Source organism: Pseudomonas sp. GW821-FHT01E05 (assembly GCF_059422425.1).
In genome coordinates, this window is sequence record NZ_JBWKWW010000011.1 from 81931 (window position 1) to 102561 (window position 20631).

Genomic DNA, 20631 nt, shown 5'->3' on the forward strand with positions numbered 1-20631 from the left:
CCACAGGAAATGCGCTGAATCAATCACCCCGCCGCCATCCGCACCCGCCGGGCCTTTAGCCCGGCCATCAACGATGGCCCGAGGGCTACCAGTGCCGAGCCAAACACCACCAGCACTGCACCACCATAACCCAGACCATTGATTTGCTCGGCATACACATATTCAGGCCACAGCCTGGCAGCCAGTGCCACCGCAGCGAAGGTCACCAGCGGCGTGATTGCCAGCGTCGCACTGACCCGCGAGGCTTCCCAATGCGCCAAAGCCTCGGCAAATGCGCCATAGGCGATCAGCGTATTCAAACAGCAACCGAGCAGCAGCCAGCCTTGCAGCGGGCTCAGTTGCAGCGCCTCCAGCGGATGCACCCACGGCATCAGCAATAACGCGCAAAACAGGTAGATCACCATCATGATCTGGAACGAATTCCACACCGTGAGCAATTGCTTCTGACCCAGGGCATAAAAGGTCCAGACCGCCGACGCCGCCAGAACCAGCAAGACGCCAGCGGTGTATTCACTCAAAGACGTCAGCAGTTCACTCAAACGCTGATTGAAAAACAGCCCGAAGCCGATCAATAGCACCAGCAGTCCAATGCCTTGCCCAAGGCTGAAGCGCTCCTTGAAAACAAACAGGCTGGCGATCAGCAGCAGGATCGGCCCCATCTGCACCACCAACTGCGCGGTACCAGAACTGAGCAGATTCAGGCCCATCAGGTACAGCACGTAGTTGCCCACAAGCCCCAGGACCGCCATCAACAACAGCCAGCCGCCCCGTGGGCCGAGCACTCGCAAGCTTGGCAAACGCTTGACTGCAGCCAGATAAATGAACAGAAAACCACCGGACACCATCAGTCGATACCAGGTCACTGTGACCGGGTCCATCACCAGCAGCACTTGCTTGAGTTTGATCGGCAAGATCCCCCACAGCAGCGCGGTCAGCAAGGCGAGCAACAATCCATAAACCCAGCGACCGGACGAAATGTGCATGGAGCCCCCAAAACCAGACCGCGAGAAAATCATTCTAGGCCTGGATCGTCCCGCCACACAGTTACAGTTTGGAACCGGCCGCTAATGAGACTGTACAGGTCGCAACCTGAAGTTGGCGATATGCCACCAATGTCCCCGCGAAGGCGATCTGCCGAGCGACAGAGAAGTTGAAGCGGACGCAGAGCGTCCAGCGCGGCATTCCTTTGCTGCGCGTGGGAACGATCATCTGGCCCGCATTTCTGGTTTAACGCACCGCTTCAAACAACCCTGTCGCGCCCATCCCGCCACCGACGCACATGGTCACGATGCCGTAACGCAGGTTGCGCCGTTGCAGCTCGCGCACGAGGTGCCCGACCTGGCGCGAACCGGTCATGCCGAACGGGTGGCCGATGGAGATCGAGCCGCCGTTGACGTTATATTTATCGTTATCGATTTCCAGCCGATTGCGGCTGTACAGGCACTGCGAGGCAAAGGCTTCGTTGAGTTCCCAGAGGTCGATATCGGCCACCTGCAAACCCTTGAGCTTGAGCAATTTTGGCACCGAAAACACCGGGCCGATGCCCATCTCGTCCGGCTCACAACCGGCGACGGCGAAACCACGAAAGAACGCACGGGGTTTGAGGCCCAGCTCCAGGGCTTTTTCCAGGCTCATCACCAGGGTCATCGACGCGCCATCGGACAGCTGCGAGGAGTTGCCCGCAGTCACCGAGCCGTCTTCGGCAAACACCGGCTTCAACCCGGCCAGACTTTGCAAGGTAGTATCAGGGCGATTGCAGTCATCACGGTCGACGATACCTTCCAGGATCTGCACCTGGCCGGTGGTTTTGTCTTCGACTGCGTATTTCACCGCCATTGGCACGATTTCATCGCAGAACAGCCCGGCGGCCTGGGCCTGAGCGGTGCGTTGCTGACTTTGCAGGGCGTAGAGGTCCTGCTCTTCACGGCTGACGTCATAGCGGCGGGCGACGATTTCGGCGGTCTGGCCCATGGGAAAATAAATACCCGGCACCTGCTCCTTGAGTAACGGGTTGATCAGATTGTCGGTGTTGACGCGGTTCAAGGTCAGGCTGATGGACTCCACGCCACCGGCGATGATGATGTCGCTGCAACCGGAGGCAATCTGGTTGGCGGCAATGGCAATCGCCTGCAAACCCGAAGAGCAAAAACGGTTGAGGGTCATGCCTGCCGTGCCGGTGCCCAGTTTCGATAACACCGCGACATTGCGGCCGATGTTGTAACCCTGGGCCGCTTCGTTGGAACCGGCGCCAACGATGCAATCCTCGACACTGGCCGGGTCGATGCCATTGCGGGTCAGCAGCGCATTGACGCAATGGGCAGCCATGTCATCAGGACGAGTCTGGTTGAACTTGCCACGAAAGGATTTGGCCAGGCCAGTCCGCACGCTATCGACGATCACCACTTCACGCATGGCATACCTCATTGTTGTCGGTCAGGGATGGAATCAGCATAAATCCACCCTATTGCCGACCGCGACAATCATTCACCTCGCGTATGCGCAACCATCGGCTTACTTGTTGTCCTTTTTCGCCTTCCTGTCGTGTTTGTCGGACTTCTCGAAGGCCTCCTCCAGCGCCCGATTGATGGTGCGCAACACCTTGACCCGGGCCCAGCGTTTGTCGTTGGCCTCCACCAGCGTCCAGGGTGAAATCTCGGTGCTGGTACGGTCGACCATGTCACAGACGGCGACGCGGTAGTCATCCCATTTTTCGCGGTTGCGCCAGTCGTCCTCGGTGATCTTGAAGCGTTTGAAGGGGATTTCTTCGCGGTCCTGGAAACGCTCCAGCTGGGTTTGTTTGTCGATGGCCAGCCAGAACTTCACCACGATCACGCCGGAATCACTGATCTGCTCTTCGAAGTCATTGATCTCGGCATAAGCGCGCATCCAGTCGGCACGGCTGCAATAGCCTTCGATCCGCTCCACCAGCACCCGGCCATACCAGGAGCGGTCGAACACGGTGAATTTTCCCCGCGCCGGAATATGCCGCCAGAACCGCCAGAGATACGGTTGAGCGCGTTCTTCTTCTGTCGGTGCGGCGATCGGCACGATGCTGTATTGACGCGGATCGAGGGCCGCCGCCACTCGCCGGATTGCCCCGCCCTTGCCCGCCGCATCATTGCCCTCGAACACCGCCACCAGCGCGTGTCTGCGCATGCGTTTGTCACGCATCAAACCAGAGAACCGCGCCTGCTCGGTGATCAGTTGCTCTTCGTAGTCGTCCTTATCCAGGTTCAGGGTCATGTCCAGGCTGCCGAGCAGACTCAGCTGATCGACGCTACCCATCAGTGGCGCGGCGTTCACCGTATCCGGTTTGACCTTGGGTCGGCGCAGGGCGCTTTGCAGACCTTCGAGCAGGATCTTGCCTACCGTCAGGCTACGATAATGCGCGTCGACACCTTCGATCACATGCCAGGGCGCGTAATCACGGCTGGTGCGACGCAGCACCCGTTCGCCGAAGCGCACAAACTTGTCGTAGGTTTGCGATTGCTGCCAGTCCAGCGGGCTGATACGCCAGCTGTGCAGCGGATCATCCTGCAAGACCTTGAGGCGGGTTTTCATCTGTTTCCTGGACAGGTGAAACCAGAACTTGAAGATCAGCGCGCCTTCATCGCAGAGCATTTTTTCAAACCGCTCGGCCTGGTTGATCGCCTGGTCCAGCACCGCGTCCTTGAACAGGCCATGAACCCGGCCCTGCAACATCTGGCTGTACCAGTTGCCAAAGAAAATCCCCATCCGCCCCTTGGCCGGCAGCATCCGCCAGTAGCGCCAGGCCGGTGGGCGGGCCAGCTCTTCATCGGTCTGCTGATCGAACGTACGAACCTCGATAAACCGCGGGTCCATCCATTCGTTGAGCAATTTGACCGTCTCGCCCTTGCCAGCGCCTTCGATGCCGTTGATCAACACGATGACCGGGAAGCGCCCTTGCTGTCGCAGTTCGAACTGGGCTTCGATCAAGGCTTCACGCAGGGCCGGCACTTCGGCCTCAAAGGTTTCTTTGTCGATGGCGTGACCGATTTCAGCGGATTCGAACATGGGGCGGCTCCCTTCCAGGTTTGAGCAAGACTAGCGGATTGGGCAGCGCTTTGTCTGAGCAATGCAGCAGGCGCTGCCATGGACCGATTCCGGGTGCAGCGATCAGCTAGAATGGCCACCTTGCCGTTGCCGAGCCAAACATGACCACTGAAATGTCCCACGCCCAGATTGACTGGGACGACCAAGGCCGTCCGCGCTCGCGCGTGTTTGACGACGTGTATTTCTCCGATCAGTCGGGCCTTGAGGAAACCCGCTATGTGTTCATCGAACAGAATCGCTTGAGCGAGCGCTTTGCCGCATTACCGGCCGATGGGCGACTGGTGATCGGGGAAACCGGTTTCGGCACCGGGCTGAATTTTCTCTGCGCCTGGCAGTTGTTCGAGCAACAGGCAGTGGCCGGTGCGCGGCTGCATTTCGTCAGCGTGGAGAAATACCCGCTCAGCCACCCCGACCTGCAACGCGCCCTTGCCCTTTGGCCTGGGCTCAAGCTTTTTGCCGATCAGCTCCTGGAGCAATATGTCGCTATCCATCAGGGCTTCCAGCGCCTGGTGCTCGGTGGCGGGCGCGTGACCCTGACCTTGCTGATCGGTGATGCGCTGGAGCAACTGCCACAACTTGACGCACAGATCGATGCCTGGTTTCTCGACGGCTTCGCCCCGGCGAAGAACCCGGACATGTGGACCCCCGAGCTGTTTGCCGAACTCGCCCGGCTGGCCGCGCCCGGCTCGACCATCAGTACCTTTACCAGCACCGGCTGGGTACGACGCCTGCTCAATGCGGCCGGTTTCAAAATGCGCCGCACGCCGGGCATCGGTCACAAATGGGAAATCCTGCGGGGCGAATTCCTCGGCTGGCCGCAAGACGTGCCTCTGCCTGCCGCTGGCAAGCCGTGGTTCGCCCGTCCTGCCCCGCTCGTTAGCGAACGTCGAGCCTTGGTCATCGGTGGCGGACTGGCCGGTTGCGCCAGCGCCGCGAGCCTTGCTGCACGCGGCTGGCACGTCAGCCTGCTGGAGCGCCACGGCGAGCTGGCCCAGGAAGCCTCGGGCAATCCGCAAGGGGTGCTGTACCTGAAACTGTCGGCGCACGGCACGGCATTGTCACAGTTGATCGTCAGTGGTTTCGGCTACACCCGACGCCTGCTCGAACACCTGCATCGCGGTATCGATTGGGACGGCTGCGGTGTGCTGCAACTGGCCTTCAACGTCAAGGAAGCAGAGCGCCAGGCGCAGCTTGCGGCCGCTTTTTCTCCGGACCTGTTACACCTGCTGGATCAGCCGCAAGCGCAAGCTCAGGCGGGTATTGGTCTTGAGCATGGTGGCCTGTTTTTCCCCGAAGGCGGGTGGGTTCACCCACCCGCTTTGTGTCAGTGGCAAGCGACGCACCCGACGATTGAATTGCTGACGCATCACGATGCGTTGGAACTGCGCAAGATCGATGATCAATGGCAAGCCTGGAGCGGTTCAACATTGTTGGCTTCAGCCCCGGTGGTGATTTTGGCCGGTGCTGCCGAGATCAAGCGCTTCCCGGCAAGCAGCCAACTGCCGCTCAAACGTATTCGCGGACAGATCACCCGCCTGGCACAGACGTCTGAAAGCACGAGCCTGGCAACCGTGGTCTGCGCCGAAGGTTATGTCGCCCCTGCCCGGCTGGGCGAGCACACCCTGGGCGCCAGCTTCGATTTCAAGAGCGATGACCTGACCCCGACCACAGCCGAGCATGCGGGTAATCTGGAACTACTCAAAGAGATTTCGAGCGATCTGGTTGAGCGCTTGCACGCTGCGCAACTGGACCCCGGGCAGCTTCAGGGCCGCGCGGCCTTTCGCTGCACCAGCCCCGATTATTTGCCCATCGTCGGTCCATTGGCCGATCACCAGGCCTTTGCTCAAACCTACGCCGCGTTGAGCAAGGACGCCCGGCAAGTGCCCGACATCCGTTGCCCCTGGCTGGACGGTTTGTACGTTAACAGCGGCCATGGCTCTCGCGGATTGATCACCGCCCCATTGTCGGGGGAGTTACTGGCGGCCTGGCTGACCAACGAACCGCTGCCGCTGCCCAGAAGCGTGGCCGAGGCCTGTCACCCGAATCGCTTTGCCTTGCGCACACTGATTCGCGGCAAGGCCTGATGCGCGACGGTACGCAATGGAAAGCGCAATGAGCCGATCAACACAGTTGCGCCTACTGGCCGCGCGGCCCCAAGCCCAGTAGCATCTCCAGGATTGTTTACCTGAGGTACCTATGCTGATTCCCTACGACCAACTTGAAGTCGACACCCTGACCCGCCTGATCGAAGACTTCGTCACCCGTGACGGCACCGACAATGGCGATGAAACTCCGCTGGAAACCCGCGTGCTACGGGTTCGCCAGGCGTTGACCAAAGGTCAGGCGCTGATTGTCTTTGATCCGGACAGCCAGCAATGCCAATTGATGCTCAAGCACGACGTACCCAAAGAACTGTTTGATTGAGGCTGTCTGCTGTGATTGATCCGCCTCGTTCGCGGGAAGGTTTCAGACGCTGGAAAAGCGGGGGCCAAACAGAATAATGCTCGCACCGATCACGCAAAGGGCAACGCCCAGCCAGTCTGAACTCAAGGGACGAACCCGCTCGACCACGCCAAGCCAGCCGATGGACGCAATGATGTAGATACCGCCGTAAGCCGCGTAGGCGCGGCCGGCGTAGTTCGCTTCAACCTTGGTCAACAGCACCGCAAAGAGCATCAGGCTGAGTAACGCAGGCACAATCCACCAGGCACTTTTACCCTGGCGTAACCACATCCAGAACGCGAAACAGCCGGCGATTTCAAACAGCGCCGCGAGAAAAAACCACAGGTAATTGAGCATGCAACGGTCTCCTCAAGGCTGCCAGAATCGGCAACCCTAACGAGGCAGCTCCCCGTGAGCAAGTTCAGCCGGCGGTTTGTTTGGCCTTGGCGCGCATCTTGTCCGCCATCACGGTCATTTCGTTGTAGAGCAACTGCGGGTTCTTCTGCTTCAGCGCCCAGGCCATGCGCCCCTGTTCATGGGGCAGAATCATGAATTCACCCTCGGCGACATGTTGGTAGATGTAGTCGGCGATATCGCTGGCGCTGATCGGAGAGCTTTCCAGCAGTTTGCCGACCTGGGCTTTCATGGCGGGTGTCGGGCCACGGAAGGAATCCAGCAGGTTGGTCTGGAAGAACGACGGGCAAACCACGTGCACGGCGATTTCCTGGTGCGCCAGTTCAATCAACAGGCTTTCGGACAAGGCCACCACGCCGGCCTTGGCCACGTTGTAGTTGCTCATCGCAGGGCCTTGCATCAAGGCTGCCATGGAGGCGATGTTGATGATCTTGCCTTTGCTTTTTTCCAGCAGCGGCAGGAAGGCCTTGCAGCCTTTGACCACCCCCATCAGGTTGATCGAGATCTGCCAGTCCCAGTCTTCGAGGGACAGCTCACTAAAGAAGCCGCCCGAGGCCACGCCTGCGTTATTGACGATGACATCGATGCCGCCCAGCTTCACTTCGCAGGCTTGAGCAAACGCGGTCAATTGGCTGTAGTCGCGCACATCACAACGCTGGATAAAACCGTCGCCTCCGGCTTCACGAACCAGTTTGAGTGTCTCTTGCAAACCCGCCTCGCTGACATCCGACAAGGCTAACCGCCAGCCTTCACGGGCCCAGCGCAGAGCGATTTCGCGACCAAGGCCGGATCCAGCGCCGGTGATCATCATGCGATTTTGCATAGGAAGTTGCCTTGTTGTTCCGGGGAAGATGAGCCGCAGTGTAGCGAAGGACTTTCCTCCATCCACGCACCATCAGAGTGCTGAATGCCCCAGGCAAACCACGGAGCTGTACGACGACAAATTGCGTTGCAGCCAATCGCGGGCAAGCCTTGCTCCTACAGTTTTAACGCGTACTCGCAGGAGCGAGGCTTGCCCGCGATTGAACGATAACGCGGTCTTGCTGAATGAATGCAGCAAGTAAAACAAAAGAAATAAGCCCGGCACCGGAAAACATGTTCAAAAAAAGAGGCCCACATGGGGCCTCTTCCTTATTGAGCCAAACCCTTAGTCCGGGTTGCCGTCGACAACGCCAGCGGTGTTATCGAGCAGGCTCTTGGTAGCGGTCTGCAGGAACGCGTCCAATTTCTGCTTGAGGCCGGCTTCATCCGGCGAGTTCGGGATCACCTGACCTCCAGGGTTGGCCCCAAGCTTGTACTGCCAGACCTTGGCCGGCATATCCTTGGGTTGTACCAGAATGTGGTCACCGTTGATGATGGCCACCGTCGGTTCGTTACCCGAAGGTTTGATGACACCGATGCCCTTGTCGCCTTCCGGCAGGTTGAGCAAGTCACGCCCCCAGCATTGCTGGCGGAACTCGCCACCGATACGACCCATGATGGTCGGCACGATATCAATCTGCGTGCCCACGATGTCACTGCGCTTGCCGAACTTCTCCTGGAGGCCCGGAGCGATCATCAGCATTGGCACGTTGAAACGTCCCAGGTCCATCTCGGTGATCTGCTGATCGTTACCAAACCCGTGGTCACCCACAACGACAAACAAGGTTTCTTTGAAATACGGCTCTTTACGCGCTTTTTCGAAGAACTGGCCCAAAGCCCAGTCGGCGTAGCGCATGGCAGTCAAGTGCTCGTTCAATGTGCCGCTGTCCGTAACCTTGTCGACGGGCAAGGGTGTCGGCAACGCATACGGTGTGTGGTTGGACAGGGTTTGCAGCAGTGCGTAGAACGGTTTTTTGCCATCGCGTTTCTTCAGTTCTTCGAGGCCACGATTGAACATGTCTTGATCGGAAACACCCCACGTCGGATCGGAGAACACCGGGTCGATGAAGTCGTTACGACCAATGAAGTTGGTCATGCCCTGATTGCTGAAGAAGCCTGATTGGTTATCCCAGGCAAAGTCGCCGTTATAGACGTACACATCGTCATACTTACGAGTGCTGAGCAATTGAGGCAGACCGGACAGCTTGTGGCTGCCTTCCGGGGTTTGCATCAGGTACTCGAAGCCTGGCAGGTTGGGGAAGCAAGCCATAGTCGCAAACATACCCTGGTGGGTATGGGTACCGTTTGAGAAGAAACGGTCGAACAAAAGGCCTTCTTTCGACAGATTATCGAAGTACGGCGTGATATTGCCGGGACGACCCAGCGCGCCCACCGAATGACCGGCGAAGCTTTCCATCAGAATGACCACGACGTTTTTGATCGGCAGGGTATTTGCCTCCGGCGGCGTAGTATCGCGACGCATGGCGGCAATATCGGCGTCGACCAGCTTGTCGTTGGCCACCAGCAACATGTCGCGCACGGTCTGCTGAGCCAAAGGCTGATCCAGAGTGGCTTTCCAGATATTGGAGCGATCGTCGGACAAACGGCTCTCCGCCGCGGAGATCAGTGTCAACGTTCCGTTGAGGCCCAACTGGTTGGCAAAGTTGGAGTTGGTGGTGTAGGCGTCACCCCAACGCAGCGGCGGGCCTTGACGCAAGGTGCCACGGGCAGCCACGACACAAATCAGCATACATACCACGAATACACCAATGCGCACGTACCACGGGGCGATTTGACGCGTGCCGATGCTGCCACCGCTGAACGGGCCACGAGGCCGGGTCGCACGGTCGGCGCCCTTGAACGCCAGGCTCAACAACCAGGTGCCAACGACCCAGGCCAGCAGATAGCGAACCACCGGGAAGCCGTACCAGAGCATGCTCATCACGGTTTTCGGGTCTTCCTTCACGTACTGGAAGACCAACCCGTTAAGGCGCTGGTGAAACTCGCGGTAGAAGTCCATCTCCATCAGGCCGAGGAACAGCGCAATGCTGGAGGCGATGGTCAGCCAGAAACGGAAGAAACCACGGGCGGCCATGATCCGGGCGCTGAACAGTGCCAGCAGCAGCGGGATACTGATGTAGACCACCAGACGCACGTCAAAACGCAGGCCGTTGGCAAAGGCTTCGAGGAAGGTCGAGGCCGGGGTGTCGAGGATCATCTCTCGGTTATAAACCAGCAGCGCCACGCGCAGCACAGAGAGCATCACCATCATGACCAGGGCGCAGAGTAGCGTATATGCCAGATGCGATTTGACGGTCGGTTGCAGCAAGCGACTTGAAGCTCGCTGCTGACTCAGGGCGTCCGGGATTGCCATGTCGATTCAGAACTCATTGGAAGTTAAAATTTCATAAATGCAGCTGCGCCCTGCCCTCTCATAGCCATTACTTGTACGTATTGGTCGCGGGGTTTTCGCGGTGCGCAAATGGTGCACGATCACTCGCGGCATTACCATTTATTACTGGCATGCGCTCCCAGCGTGGTGTTTCAAGGCTCTGGAACAGGAGGCTGCTGAAGGCTGAGCGCGGAAAACAGCGGGTGCGAATTGTCTTGGAGCGGTTGTGAAAATTTCGTTCAACGCACATTTTGACACATAAAAAAGGGCCTTGCGGCCCTTTCATCAACACTGTTGCTTAGTCATTGCTCGGTTTATTAATCGCCTGCAATACATATTGCGGCAAGGCGAAAGCGCCGATATGAATCTCAGGGTTGTAATAGCGAGTGATGATGCCGCTGCCAGCAAAACGCTGACTCAGAGTCTCGCGGGACAACTTGCGGTAAGCGGTGTTGGTCGCGCCCCAGGCGAAGGTCATCGCGCCGCCGATGTAGGTCGGCACCGCAGCCTGATAGAAGTGCCAGTCCGGGAACAGGCTACGCATACGACCGGCAGTGGTTTTCACTTCGCTCAGTTGCATGAACGGCGTGCCGTTCTGGGTCACCAGGATGCCGCCCTCGTTCAGGCAACGGTGGCACGCCTGATAGAAGTTTTCCGAGAACAGCACTTCGCCCGGACCGATCGGGTCGGTGGAGTCGGAAATGATCACGTCGAACTTCTCTTCGGTGGTCGCGACGAAACGCATGCCGTCGTCGATCACCAGATTCAGGCGTGGATCATTGAACGCGCCCTTGGAGTGATCCGGTAGAAACTCTTTGCACATGTCGACCACGGTGCCGTCGATTTCGACCATGGTGATGTGTTCGATGCTGCGGTGCTTGGCTACTTCACGCAGCATGCCGCCATCACCACCACCGATGATCAGCACCCGCTTGGCAGTGCCATGGGCCAGGATCGGTACATGGGTGAGCATCTCGTGGTAGATGAACTCGTCGGCTTCGGTGGTCTGGATCACGCCGTCCAGGGCCATCACGCGACCCATGCGCGGGTTCTCGAAGATCACCAGATGCTGGTGTTCGGTGCGCACTTCGTGCAGCAGTTTTTCCATGCGGAAACGCTGGCCGTAGCCTTCGTAAAGGGTTTCCAGGTACTCGCTGTTCTGGGTGGTGCTCATGGGTAAGTCCCCCGGTAAATGCTGGTGGCAACGGACGGTCACCCGCCCATGCTGGCCAATCGTCGGCACGGGTGTCGGCAATTGACCAAGGAAAGGCGCGCATTCTACGTCGCAGAACATGACAGGTCGAACCTTCTGGCTCTATCTTTGTGCCTGACCTTTACCAAGAGCCAACAAGATGTTTTACCGCTATCACCCAAGCCCGATCGGGCCGCTGCTGCTGGCCGGGGATGAGCAGGGGCTGCGCCAGCTGTACATGGACAACCACCAGCACTGGACGCCGCCGCAGTACTGGTTCGAAGCCAGTAATGAACTCGATACCGTCTGTCGGCAACTGGATGAATATTTCGAGGGTAAGCGTGAGTGTTTCGATGTGCGCCTGGCACCTCAGGGCACGCCGTTCCAACAAACGGTGTGGCAGGCCTTGCAGCGAATCCCCTACGGCCATACCTGGAGCTACGCCGAGCTGGCGGTGCAGATCGGCAACCCGAAAGCCGTACGTGCGGTCGGCACCGCCAATGGCGCCAACCCGATATCGATCATCATCCCTTGCCATCGGGTGATCGGCAGCAACGGGACCCTCACCGGCTATGGTGGTGGACTGGAACGCAAACAAACGCTGTTGCAACTCGAGGGTGCGTGGCTGATTTGAACCGAGGCGCAGTCGCTGGGCTGGCAAAAAGATCGCAGCCTGCGCCAGCCCCTACATATTGTTGCCCCGTGGCCCGGCGATGGCCCAGATGATCAGACCCAGTACCGGCAGCAAGATAATCACCATCACCCAGATGATCTTCATCCCGGTATCGACGCCGCTTTTAAGAATGTTGATGATCGCCCAGATATCCAGGACAAGGACTATCAGGCCGACCAGACCATTGAAAGTGGAACCCACGGTGTCGCTCCTAAGTAATGGCTAACACACTCAGGATAGCCGGGCTTGATAAGGATTCCGTCTGATTATGGTTAGACGTGAATCGCCACTCGTAGTGCTTCAAGGGACGGCGCAGCGTTGATGCCGACTTCGGCGCACAACTCCAGCACCCGTGGCACGTCGTTGCCATACACCAGCACCGCCTGAATTTCGTCATCGAGCAATTGGCTGAAGTTCATCAGCACATAACCACCGTTTTCAGGGTTCATGCTGCTCAGCTGGATCTGGATGCGGTTGAGCGCAGTCAACGCTTCGACTTTGGCAAGCTGTTTGGGTTTGATATTGAACGCCACGCCCGGGCCGAACGAAGCGACTATCCCGGCAAACAGGTCCATATAGGTGTCCGCCTGAAACAACACGGTTTCCGGCAGGCTGCCCACCACGACCCACTCACCCAGCGGGATCGAAAACGTGTCGTCGTAGTTGATGTCCGGATTGGCCGCCAGGAAAGCGTCCGCGTCGGCGTAGGCTTGCGCAGCTTCGTCGGCGATCCGCGCCACTTCATCATCACCCATACACCCGGAGCTGATTTTGCTGATGAGTTCAACGAGGGCGGTTTTCATGGGCGAATCCTGTAACGAAGGAAATTTGAGGGCGCGAAGGATAGCGCATTCGGGGGCAAACCTGTGTAGCAGGCTGGCGCCAGGCTGCGTCCGACCGCGTAGCGGTCGTAAAATCAGACACTGCGATTTTGCAGGTTAACCGAGGAGGCCGGATTTACGACCGCTTCGCGGTCGGACGCAGGCTTCGCCAGCTGCTACGGACAACCTTGAACTCTCAGCCCGGCAACTTTTCCAACTGCACCGTGGTGTCCGCTGCGCCCATGGTTTTTGCGGCGTCCAGCGCGGACACTCCATTGGCATCCCTGGCCTTTGGATCGGCGCCTTTGCTGATCAGGTAGTCGACGATTTGCGTACGGTTGAACATCGCCGCCATCATCAACGCGGTGCGACCGTCAAAGGACGAACCCTCGACCTCGGCGCCACCTTCGACCAGCACTTTGACCACCGGCAGGTCACCTTTGAACGCTGCGCCGGCAATCGGGCTTTGGCCGTTGTCGTTGCGGATCTCCGGATCAGCCTTGTGCTCGAGCAATACCCGCACCGCATCGACGTGCCCGTGATAGCTGGCGAGCATCAGCAAGGTATCGCCCTTGTGGTTGCGCAGATTGACCGGCAGGCCTTTGCTCAGCAGCGCCGCGAGCATGGCCGCGTCGCCTTCACGCGCTTTGTTGAACACCTGCTCGGCAAACTCCGCAGCTTCTTCTTCGGTCATCTGGCGGCTTTTGTCTGACATTCGGGACTCCACATTCTGATCGCAAAGCCGATAGTTTCCCGAGCGGCCTTGCGCCTGTCACCCCTTTTTTCTCAAGGCCTGCCATAGTCAGAATCAATAGCGAAACTTGCCACCTTGAATATCCGCCAGCACCTGCTCGGTCACTAGCACGTAAGTGTCCGATCCCGGCACGCCCCTGACATTTTTTTGCATGAAGCCGACCTCGTTGCGAATCGGCGCACAGCGGTTCAGCGTGTTGCTGCGATCTGAAAATCCCTGCAAACCACGCAAAATGCACGATGCACGATGGCCACTCATGCAAATTGCACGAAGCCGAAATGCCTGTAAAATTATAACTTACTGATTTATATAGTATTTTTTATAGCGGCAATACTGGCACAATCAATGCTCCTATCACTTCACGCTTGCCATTCAAGAGCTAACGGAGCTGATAGACATGAGCCTTATCCAGGAAAAGTTCTCTTCTTTGTTCTCCGACTTCAACGTCACCACCCAGGCACGGCCTGACGGCAGCATTGTGCTCACGTTGTGCAACCGCGAAGGTAAACAGCTCAAACGATCCATTTCTTATGCGCAGTTACATGCCGGTGAGCAACTTTCCAGGGTGATCAGCGCGATTCGCCGCGACCTGGCAGAACAGGCCGGCGAACTGCCAAAGATTTCAATGCTGCAAAGCCAACAACGCTTTGCGCTGCCGACCTATTACTCGGCCTGATTCATCACCCGCTTCAACTGTTCAGGTCGTGAAGCCTTCTGGCTTCACGACCTGATTTCATTTTGGGGTCAGTTCAATCACGCCCCAACCACTGCGGCTTAGAATCCTGACGGATCTATTTGCGCGAAACTGTTCACGTTCAGATGCCCGGCCAGTTCACCGCCATTGCGCACCAGACCGCACGTGGCCATGCCCGCTTGCTGCGCCGCATCCAGCTCCTGGACGATATCGGACAAGAACAGAACGTGCTCGGGCTCGCAGCCAATCGCCTGGCTGATCCGCTGATAGGACTGCGCTTCGCGCTTGGGGCCCGACGTGGTGTCGAAATAGCCACTGAACAACGGCGACAAATCACCGGCTTCGGAGCAACCGAAAATCAGCCGCTGAGCCTGGATAGACCCGGAGGAGTAAACAAACAGTTGATAGCCGTCCTGATGCCAGCGTTCAAGCGCTTCGACCGCATCCGGGTAAACGTGCCCTTTGAGCAGCCCGGCTCGATACCCCTGCTCCCAGACCATCCCTTGCAAGGCTTTGAGTGGCGTCGCCTTACGGTCTTCGGCAATCCAGCTCAAGAGGATCTCGATGACCCGCTCAACGTCTGCCGTCGGTTCACCGCTGTCCTGACGAACTGCCTGCAGTTGCTCAGTCACGTTCGGTTGTTCGGCGTTCTTGCGGACAAACTCCGGAAGGTGTCGGGTGGCATAAGGAAACAGCACCTCAAACACGAAACTCACGGCGCTGGTGGTGCCTTCAATGTCGGTGAGAATGGCTTTGATCGACATCCGCTCAGTCCTCCAGGCGTGGGAAGCGATTGGCGATGTCTTCGCCAGTGAATTTGGCCACCCACCCCTCGGGATTGTTGAACAGGCGGATCGCCACAAAGTGCGGATTCTCGCCCATGTCGAACCAATGCGGCGTACCCGCGGGTACCGAGATCAGATCATTTTTCTCGCAGAGCACGGCGTACACGTAATCGTCGATGTGCAGGGTGAACAAGCCACGCCCGGCGACAAAAAACCGTACCTCATCCTCGGCATGCCGGTGCTCATCAAGGAACCTGGCACGCAGCTCGGCTTTTTGCGGGTGATCGCTGTTGAGGCTGATGACGTCGACAGTGATGTAACCGCGCTCGGTCATCAACTGATCGATCTGCACCCGATAAGCGGCGATCACTTCGTCCTGGCTCGCACCCGGTTCGATTCGTGTAGCGGCTTGCCAGCGGTCGAAGCGCACGCCCTTCTCGGCCAAGGTCGAAGAAATATCGTCGAAATGGGTCAGAACCTTGTTCGGCAGTTCCGGGCTGGATACGTGGTAAACGGACAGGCTGCTCATGCTGGCAACTCCTCGGTATCAGCATCGCCTTCCGGTTTTTTACAGACCGGTCAGGTGGTGCGTTTCATCAGGCGGTGAGCTACTTCTGAAGAAGTAAGCGTTAACGGTTAAGCACCGAGCGGGTCTTCAACTCACACTCGAACAAAAATTCAAAGGCTTCGATCTGCCGCAGCGCATCACTCATCCGCGCGCCCCAGGTGTACAGGCCATGGCCGCGGATCAGGTAACCCACGCAATCGGGGTGAGCCTCAAGCCAAGGCTGCACCCTGGCGGCCAGGCGAGCAATATCCTGATCGTTATCAAAGATCGGCACCCGCACTCTGGACTCGTGAGTGGAGATGCCACTGAATGCCTTTTGCAGTTCGTAGTCTTCGAACTCGATAAAGTCTTCGATGGTCAGCCGCGACAGTACGGTGGCGTTCACCGAATGCGTATGCAACACCGCGCCGATCTCCGGGCGCCAGCTGTAGAGCTGGGTGTGCAGCAGGGTTTCGGCCGAGGGTTTCTTGCCCGGTTCCAGGCTGTTGCCGGACAGATCAGTGGCTAATACGTCATCGGGCCCCAACTGACCTTTATGCTTGCCGGAGACGGTCAGCAAGGCTTCGCCGGGCGACAGCCGGGTCGAGTAATTGCTGCTGGTGGCCGGCGACCAGCCGCGACCATAGAGAAAACGCCCGGCTTCGATGATTTCCAGGGCTAGCTGTTCACGGGTAAGGCTCATGGCCTGTCCTCTTGCATACGAGTGGCAATGATAACGGCTGCAGCCAGCGCTGCGAGACTGGCAATACTAAAGGTCAACGTCGCCCCCAGGGCATTCCAGCTGTAACCGGAATACAACGCGCCCAGCGCGCCGCCAGTGCCGGCCAGCGCGGCATATAGCGCCTGGCCCTGACCTTGCTGACGAGCACCGAAGCTACGTTGCACGAAATGGATGGCAGCCGCATGAAAGCTGCCGAAGGTGGCCGCGTGCAGCACTTGAGCAAACAGCAGCACCCATAAAAACTCAGCGAAGGAGCCCAGCAACAACCAGCGCAACGCGGCCAGCAGGAAACTCGCCATCAGCACGCGACGCACGGAGAACCGCACCAGAATCTTGCTCATGGCCAAAAACATCAGCACTTCGGCGACAACACCCAACGCCCAAAGCATGCCGATCAAGCCACGGGTGTAACCCAGTCGCTCGAGGTGCAGAGTCAGGAAGGTGTAATAAGGTCCATGACTCATCTGCATCAGCCCCACACAGGCATAAAACGCCAATACGCCGGGGCTGCGCAATTGCTTTACAAAACCCTCTCCCGCCAGACGGCTGCCCTGGACTGGCTGGGCATTCGGCACCCAGGCGCTGCTGACGACGATCCCGGCCATGATCACCACTATCGCCACCGGATAAATGTCCAGACTCAGCCATTCGAACAAGCGTCCAAGCGCCACCACCGTGATGATGAAACCGATGGACCCCCATAAGCGGATCTGGCTGTAACGCGAGGTCTGGTCGTTCAAGTGCGCCAGGGTGATGACTTCGAATTGTGGCAACACCGCGTGCCAGAAGAACGCATGCAAGGCCATGACCATCGCCAGCCAGGCGTAGCTCTTGCTGAGGAAGATCAGTGAAAAGCTCAGCAACGTGCAGACCGCGCCAAAACGCACGATCGCCAGTCGGCGCCCGGTGTAATCACCGAGCCAGCCCCAGATATTCGGCGCCACGCAGCGCATCAGCATAGGGATCGCCACCAGCTCGCCAATGCGCGCGCTGGAAAAGCCCAGGTGATCGAAATACAGCGCCAGAAACGGCGCCGTCGAACCGAGCAAGGCGAAATAGAACAGATAGAAACTGGATAACCGCCAGTACGGCAGCGCCGCCACGGCCGTCAGACCGTGGCGACTGGCTGGGCGCCGCCGGCCATTACAGCTGGCCCAGCACCGGTGTGCTCACGCGCACGTCCGCGTTCTGCCCGCGATTGCGCAGCAAGTGGTCCATCAGCACGATGGCCATCATCGCTTCGGCGATCGGCGTGGCGCGGATGCCGACGCACGGGTCGTGACGGCCCTTGGTGATGACATCCACCGGATCGCCGTGCACATCAATGGAGCGGCCCGGTGTGGTAATGCTCGAAGTCGGCTTGAGGGCCAGGTGCGCAACGATCGGCTGCCCGGAGGAAATCCCGCCCAGAATGCCGCCGGAGTTATTGCTGAGGAACCCTTGTGGGGTCATTTCGTCACGGTGCTCGGTGCCGCGCTGGGCGACACTGGCGAAACCGGCACCGATTTCCACGCCCTTGACCGCGTTGATGCTCATCAGTGCATGGGCCAGTTCAGCGTCGAGGCGGTCGAAAATCGGCTCGCCCAGACCCGGCATCACGCCCTCGGCGACCACGGTTATCTTCGCACCGATGGAGTCCTGATCACGGCGCAGCTGGTCCATGTAGGCTTCAAGCTCCGGCACTTTGTCCGGATCGGGGCAGAAGAAGGCGTTCTCTTCCACCGAATCCCAGGTCTTGAACGGGATTTCGATCGGCCCCAGCTGACTCATGTAACCGCGAATTACGATGCCCTGGCCGGCCAGGTATTTTTTCGCAATCGCGCCGGCCGCCACGCGCATGGCGGTTTCCCGCGCCGAACTGCGACCGCCGCCGCGATAATCGCGTTCGCCGTATTTATGGTGATAGGTGTAATCGGCATGGGCTGGACGGAACAGATCCTTGATCGCCGAGTAGTCCTTGGACTTCTGGTCGGTGTTGCGGATCAACAGACCAATCGGGCAACCGGTGGTGCGGCCTTCGAAAACCCCGGAGAGGATTTCGACTTCATCGGCTTCCTGGCGCTGGGTAGTGTGGCGGCTGGTGCCGGGCTTGCGCCGATCCAGATCGCGTTGCAGGTCGTCCAGCGACAGCTCAAGGCCCGGCGGGCAGCCGTCGACAATGGCGACCAACGCCGGACCATGGCTTTCGCCAGCGGTGGTGACAGTGAACAGCTTGCCGTAGGTATTGCCGGACATGCAGGGCGCTCCGCGAAATCAGCTCAAAAAACCAAAGGCGCCAGTATACGCAGGCTGCCTCAGTAGTTCATCCTCGAACCTTATCGGTGCCTGCGAGTCCAACCTGCACCTTGTCCATGATGGCGCGATGATGCTGCGAGTTCTTGTCTTGAGCCTTTCCCTGTTTACCGGCCTGGTCCAGGCCTCTGTCCTGCAACGCCCGCTCAGTCTGGACACCGGCAACGGCGAATTGTATGGCTCGATGTTACTGCCAAAATCCGACGCACCGGTGCCTGTGGTGTTGATCATCTCAGGCTCCGGCCCCACCGATCGCGACGGCAACAACCCCGAAGGCGGGCGCAACGACAGCCTCAAACGCCTGGCCTGGGTGCTTGCCAAACACAACATCGCCAGCGTGCGTTACGATAAACGCGGCGTCGCCGCCAGCCTCGCGGCCACCCCCGACGAACGCAATCTGACCCTCGACGACTATGTGGCCGACGCCGTGGCCTGGGGCAAGAAGCTCAAGGCCGATCCACGCCTGGGTAAATTGATTCTCCTCGGACACAGCGAAGGGGCGCTGATCGCCAGCCTCGCAGCGCCTGAAGTGGATGCTGCGGCGGTGATTTCCGTCTCCGGCAGCGCCCGCCCGATCGACCAGGTATTGCGTCAACAATTGAGCTATCGCCTGCCAGCACCGTTGATGCTGCGCAGCAATCAGCTGCTCGACAGTCTCAAGGCCGGGCACGTCGTCGACGACGTGCCAGCACCACTGCTAGTGATTTTCCGCCCCAGCGTACAGCCATATCTGATCACGCTGTTTCGCCAGGACCCGGCGGCGGCCTTCGCCAAACTGAAGATGCCGGCCTTGATCATCCAGGGCAGTAACGACATTCAGGTCGGCGTCGGCGATGCGCAAATGCTCAAGGCGGCCAAACCGGACGCCGAACTGGCACTGATCAGCGGCATGAACCACGTCATGCGCATCGTGCCCAACGATATCAGGCGCCAAATGGCCTCTTACAAAGACCCGCAACTACCGCTGGCTGCGGAGTTGGGCGCGCATATCTTGAGCTTTATTGAAGGACTTCGCGCCAGTTAAGCGGCTTTGCCCCTCCAGTCCTGAAAAAAACGGCCGATAAACCATTGCCGGCAGTTCACTTGCAATCGGCAAGCAGGACTTGGACAGGATTTCGCCGTTATGACTGATACCCAGAATTCACCCGAAACAGCAGCCGATGAAACCGCCCCGCAAGCGGTCGAACTGCCGTGGGCGGACGTCCAGGTCGAGCACCACAAGATGCTCCGCCTGGCGCCGCTGCAAACCGATCGCGCCACCGGCGGACGGCCTTTACGCTTTGTCGAATTCGGCTACGCCGAGCGCAACGGCAAGGACCACAGCCTGCTGCGGATGAATATCCAGTTACCGGGCCAGCGCGTTCGCAAAGAGCAGAACTATCTGGACGTGTGGGTCGATCACGCTACCCGCCGGGTGCGTTTCAGCCCTGAAATCGGCTTGCAGATCGAACCCTGGAACCGTGGGATCGGCCGTTTCCTGATGGCTCAGGGGGTCACTTGGGCGCAGAAAAAATGGTCGAATTACCGCGTCGATGGCATGGATCTGTCGAACAAGGATGCCCTCAATGAGGACACGCGTCTGCGCCGTGATCACTTTTTGCGCATCCATGGTTTCGATGTGGTTTACGCTGATGTCCAGCACCTGAAGGGCAGTGTGAAAAATGTGCTGGTCAGTGAGCTGCGGGGAAACTGGAACACTGAAAAGCTGCAGTTCGTAGAAATTCTCGAAGCCGCGCAGATGCTCCAGCAAGCCGAGCAAAACCTGGCGGAACAAGAAGTCAAACTACGCCAGCAGGAAGAAAAGGTCAGCAAGTTCAAGCGCGAAGATATCGGGTTGCGCTTCACTATTACTTGCCTGGTGGCGTTCTCGGTGTTCCAGGCCGGGTTGTTGATCTGGATTGCTACCCATCGTTAATCCACTTGATCGGCAGGAGCCTTCGATAACGCC

Annotated in this window: 22 protein-coding genes; 6 read left to right on the plus strand and 16 right to left on the minus strand. The window is 58.7% G+C overall.

Annotation, left to right across the window (positions count from 1 at the left end):
- Positions 1-23 precede the first annotated feature (23 nt).
- The 3 genes from AC07W5_RS22835 to pap form a co-directional block, all read right to left on the minus strand.
- Positions 24-983 carry a DMT family transporter gene (locus AC07W5_RS22835; protein WP_495024381.1) on the minus strand — a complete coding sequence of 320 codons (960 nt, stop codon included), beginning with the start codon at positions 981-983 and terminating at the stop codon, positions 24-26.
- Between the two features lie 244 nt (positions 984-1227).
- On the minus strand, positions 1228-2412 hold the full coding sequence (locus AC07W5_RS22840; RefSeq protein WP_495024382.1) for a thiolase family protein: 1185 nt from the start codon (positions 2410-2412) through the stop codon (positions 1228-1230).
- 99 nt (positions 2413-2511) lie between these two features.
- On the minus strand, positions 2512-4035 hold the full coding sequence (pap, locus tag AC07W5_RS22845) for a polyphosphate:AMP phosphotransferase (protein ID WP_494994613.1): 1524 nt from the start codon (positions 4033-4035) through the stop codon (positions 2512-2514).
- A 140-nt stretch (positions 4036-4175) separates the two neighbouring features.
- Between pap and mnmC the strand changes: the two genes are divergently transcribed.
- Together mnmC and AC07W5_RS22855 are read left to right on the plus strand one after the other, a co-directional pair.
- Positions 4176-6158: a bifunctional tRNA (5-methylaminomethyl-2-thiouridine)(34)-methyltransferase MnmC2/FAD-dependent 5-carboxymethylaminomethyl-2-thiouridine(34) oxidoreductase MnmC1 gene (gene mnmC / locus AC07W5_RS22850; RefSeq protein WP_495024383.1), complete on the plus strand. Its 1983-nt coding sequence runs from the start codon at positions 4176-4178 to the stop codon at positions 6156-6158.
- A gap of 112 nt (positions 6159-6270) precedes the next feature.
- Positions 6271-6498 carry a YheU family protein gene (locus AC07W5_RS22855; protein ID WP_419114996.1) on the plus strand — a complete coding sequence of 76 codons (228 nt, stop codon included), beginning with the start codon at positions 6271-6273 and terminating at the stop codon, positions 6496-6498.
- Positions 6499-6540: 42 nt separating this feature from the next.
- Here the strand turns inward: AC07W5_RS22855 and AC07W5_RS22860 are convergent, their stop codons facing one another.
- The 4 genes from AC07W5_RS22860 to speE all read right to left on the minus strand — a co-directional run bounded on the left by AC07W5_RS22860 (position 6541) and on the right by speE (position 11357).
- Entirely contained in the window at positions 6541-6873 is a 333-nt protein-coding gene (locus tag AC07W5_RS22860; protein ID WP_494994611.1) for a YnfA family protein, read from the minus strand.
- A gap of 64 nt (positions 6874-6937) precedes the next feature.
- On the minus strand, positions 6938-7753 hold the full coding sequence (locus AC07W5_RS22865) for an SDR family oxidoreductase (RefSeq protein ID WP_495011620.1): 816 nt from the start codon (positions 7751-7753) through the stop codon (positions 6938-6940).
- A 324-nt stretch (positions 7754-8077) separates the two neighbouring features.
- Positions 8078-10165 (minus strand): LTA synthase family protein, encoded by a 2088-nt coding sequence (locus tag AC07W5_RS22870; RefSeq protein WP_494994609.1) that lies wholly within the window; start codon positions 10163-10165, stop codon positions 8078-8080.
- Between the two features lie 316 nt (positions 10166-10481).
- Complete coding sequence (gene speE / locus AC07W5_RS22875; protein WP_494994608.1) at positions 10482-11357, minus strand: polyamine aminopropyltransferase; 876 nt, start codon at positions 11355-11357, stop codon at positions 10482-10484.
- Positions 11358-11535: 178 nt separating this feature from the next.
- Between speE and AC07W5_RS22880 the strand changes: the two genes are divergently transcribed.
- Positions 11536-12009 carry a methylated-DNA--[protein]-cysteine S-methyltransferase gene (locus AC07W5_RS22880; RefSeq protein WP_494994607.1) on the plus strand — a complete coding sequence of 158 codons (474 nt, stop codon included), beginning with the start codon at positions 11536-11538 and terminating at the stop codon, positions 12007-12009.
- Positions 12010-12060: 51 nt separating this feature from the next.
- On the opposite strand, the gene AC07W5_RS22885 is transcribed toward AC07W5_RS22880, so the two are convergent.
- The 4 genes from AC07W5_RS22885 to AC07W5_RS22900 all read right to left on the minus strand — a co-directional run bounded on the left by AC07W5_RS22885 (position 12061) and on the right by AC07W5_RS22900 (position 13881).
- Positions 12061-12249, minus strand: a complete 189-nt coding sequence (locus AC07W5_RS22885) for a PLDc N-terminal domain-containing protein (RefSeq protein ID WP_494994606.1) — start codon at positions 12247-12249, stop codon at positions 12061-12063.
- A gap of 71 nt (positions 12250-12320) precedes the next feature.
- Complete coding sequence (locus AC07W5_RS22890; RefSeq protein ID WP_494994605.1) at positions 12321-12851, minus strand: hypothetical protein; 531 nt, start codon at positions 12849-12851, stop codon at positions 12321-12323.
- 214 nt (positions 12852-13065) lie between these two features.
- Positions 13066-13584, minus strand: a complete 519-nt coding sequence (locus AC07W5_RS22895; protein WP_495011619.1) for an ankyrin repeat domain-containing protein — start codon at positions 13582-13584, stop codon at positions 13066-13068.
- Between the two features lie 93 nt (positions 13585-13677).
- A complete protein-coding gene (locus AC07W5_RS22900; RefSeq protein WP_494994603.1) occupies positions 13678-13881 on the minus strand; it encodes a hypothetical protein in 204 nt (67 codons plus the stop codon).
- A 139-nt stretch (positions 13882-14020) separates the two neighbouring features.
- Between AC07W5_RS22900 and AC07W5_RS22905 the strand changes: the two genes are divergently transcribed.
- On the plus strand, positions 14021-14299 hold the full coding sequence (locus AC07W5_RS22905; RefSeq protein ID WP_495011618.1) for a DUF3509 domain-containing protein: 279 nt from the start codon (positions 14021-14023) through the stop codon (positions 14297-14299).
- A 98-nt stretch (positions 14300-14397) separates the two neighbouring features.
- Here AC07W5_RS22905 and mtnC read toward each other — a convergent pair whose 3' ends face one another.
- The 5 genes from mtnC to aroC all read right to left on the minus strand — a co-directional run bounded on the left by mtnC (position 14398) and on the right by aroC (position 18626).
- Positions 14398-15081: an acireductone synthase gene (mtnC, locus tag AC07W5_RS22910; protein ID WP_495024384.1), complete on the minus strand. Its 684-nt coding sequence runs from the start codon at positions 15079-15081 to the stop codon at positions 14398-14400.
- 4 nt (positions 15082-15085) lie between these two features.
- Positions 15086-15631 (minus strand): 1,2-dihydroxy-3-keto-5-methylthiopentene dioxygenase, encoded by a 546-nt coding sequence (locus AC07W5_RS22915; protein WP_495024385.1) that lies wholly within the window; start codon positions 15629-15631, stop codon positions 15086-15088.
- 100 nt (positions 15632-15731) lie between these two features.
- On the minus strand, positions 15732-16352 hold the full coding sequence (locus tag AC07W5_RS22920) for a methylthioribulose 1-phosphate dehydratase (RefSeq protein WP_495011615.1): 621 nt from the start codon (positions 16350-16352) through the stop codon (positions 15732-15734).
- Complete coding sequence (locus tag AC07W5_RS22925; protein ID WP_494994598.1) at positions 16349-17494, minus strand: MFS transporter; 1146 nt, start codon at positions 17492-17494, stop codon at positions 16349-16351. Before AC07W5_RS22925 ends, AC07W5_RS22920 begins: the two co-directional genes overlap by 4 nt.
- A gap of 40 nt (positions 17495-17534) precedes the next feature.
- The gene (gene aroC / locus AC07W5_RS22930) at positions 17535-18626 is read right to left on the minus strand and encodes a chorismate synthase (RefSeq protein ID WP_494994597.1); all 1092 of its coding nucleotides are present in this window, start codon (positions 18624-18626) and stop codon (positions 17535-17537) included.
- An 82-nt stretch (positions 18627-18708) separates the two neighbouring features.
- Between aroC and AC07W5_RS22935 the strand changes: the two genes are divergently transcribed.
- Both AC07W5_RS22935 and AC07W5_RS22940 read left to right on the plus strand, forming a co-directional pair.
- Entirely contained in the window at positions 18709-19707 is a 999-nt protein-coding gene (locus AC07W5_RS22935; RefSeq protein WP_494994674.1) for an alpha/beta hydrolase, read from the plus strand.
- Positions 19708-19806: 99 nt separating this feature from the next.
- Positions 19807-20598 carry a hypothetical protein gene (locus AC07W5_RS22940; protein ID WP_495024386.1) on the plus strand — a complete coding sequence of 264 codons (792 nt, stop codon included), beginning with the start codon at positions 19807-19809 and terminating at the stop codon, positions 20596-20598.
- Positions 20599-20631 lie beyond the last annotated feature (33 nt).

Bases quoted from the DNA above. Each gene is read 5' to 3' on its own strand.
- AC07W5_RS22835 (WP_495024381.1), bottom strand. From the start codon at position 983: ATGCACATTTCGTCCGGTCGCTGGGTTTATGGATTGTTGCTCGCCTTG.
- AC07W5_RS22840 (WP_495024382.1), bottom strand. From the start codon at position 2,412: ATGCGTGAAGTGGTGATCGTCGATAGCGTGCGGACTGGCCTGGCCAAA.
- pap (WP_494994613.1), bottom strand. From the start codon at position 4,035: ATGTTCGAATCCGCTGAAATCGGTCACGCCATCGACAAAGAAACCTTT.
- mnmC (WP_495024383.1), top strand. From the start codon at position 4,176: ATGACCACTGAAATGTCCCACGCCCAGATTGACTGGGACGACCAAGGC.
- AC07W5_RS22855 (WP_419114996.1), top strand. From the start codon at position 6,271: ATGCTGATTCCCTACGACCAACTTGAAGTCGACACCCTGACCCGCCTG.
- AC07W5_RS22860 (WP_494994611.1), bottom strand. From the start codon at position 6,873: ATGCTCAATTACCTGTGGTTTTTTCTCGCGGCGCTGTTTGAAATCGCC.
- AC07W5_RS22865 (WP_495011620.1), bottom strand. From the start codon at position 7,753: ATGCAAAATCGCATGATGATCACCGGCGCTGGATCCGGCCTTGGTCGC.
- AC07W5_RS22870 (WP_494994609.1), bottom strand. From the start codon at position 10,165: ATGGCAATCCCGGACGCCCTGAGTCAGCAGCGAGCTTCAAGTCGCTTG.
- speE (WP_494994608.1), bottom strand. From the start codon at position 11,357: ATGAGCACCACCCAGAACAGCGAGTACCTGGAAACCCTTTACGAAGGC.
- AC07W5_RS22880 (WP_494994607.1), top strand. From the start codon at position 11,536: ATGTTTTACCGCTATCACCCAAGCCCGATCGGGCCGCTGCTGCTGGCC.
- AC07W5_RS22890 (WP_494994605.1), bottom strand. From the start codon at position 12,851: ATGAAAACCGCCCTCGTTGAACTCATCAGCAAAATCAGCTCCGGGTGT.
- AC07W5_RS22895 (WP_495011619.1), bottom strand. From the start codon at position 13,584: ATGTCAGACAAAAGCCGCCAGATGACCGAAGAAGAAGCTGCGGAGTTT.
- AC07W5_RS22900 (WP_494994603.1), bottom strand. From the start codon at position 13,881: ATGAGTGGCCATCGTGCATCGTGCATTTTGCGTGGTTTGCAGGGATTT.
- AC07W5_RS22905 (WP_495011618.1), top strand. From the start codon at position 14,021: ATGAGCCTTATCCAGGAAAAGTTCTCTTCTTTGTTCTCCGACTTCAAC.
- mtnC (WP_495024384.1), bottom strand. From the start codon at position 15,081: ATGTCGATCAAAGCCATTCTCACCGACATTGAAGGCACCACCAGCGCC.
- AC07W5_RS22915 (WP_495024385.1), bottom strand. From the start codon at position 15,631: ATGAGCAGCCTGTCCGTTTACCACGTATCCAGCCCGGAACTGCCGAAC.
- AC07W5_RS22920 (WP_495011615.1), bottom strand. From the start codon at position 16,352: ATGAGCCTTACCCGTGAACAGCTAGCCCTGGAAATCATCGAAGCCGGG.
- aroC (WP_494994597.1), bottom strand. From the start codon at position 18,626: ATGTCCGGCAATACCTACGGCAAGCTGTTCACTGTCACCACCGCTGGC.
- AC07W5_RS22940 (WP_495024386.1), top strand. From the start codon at position 19,807: ATGACTGATACCCAGAATTCACCCGAAACAGCAGCCGATGAAACCGCC.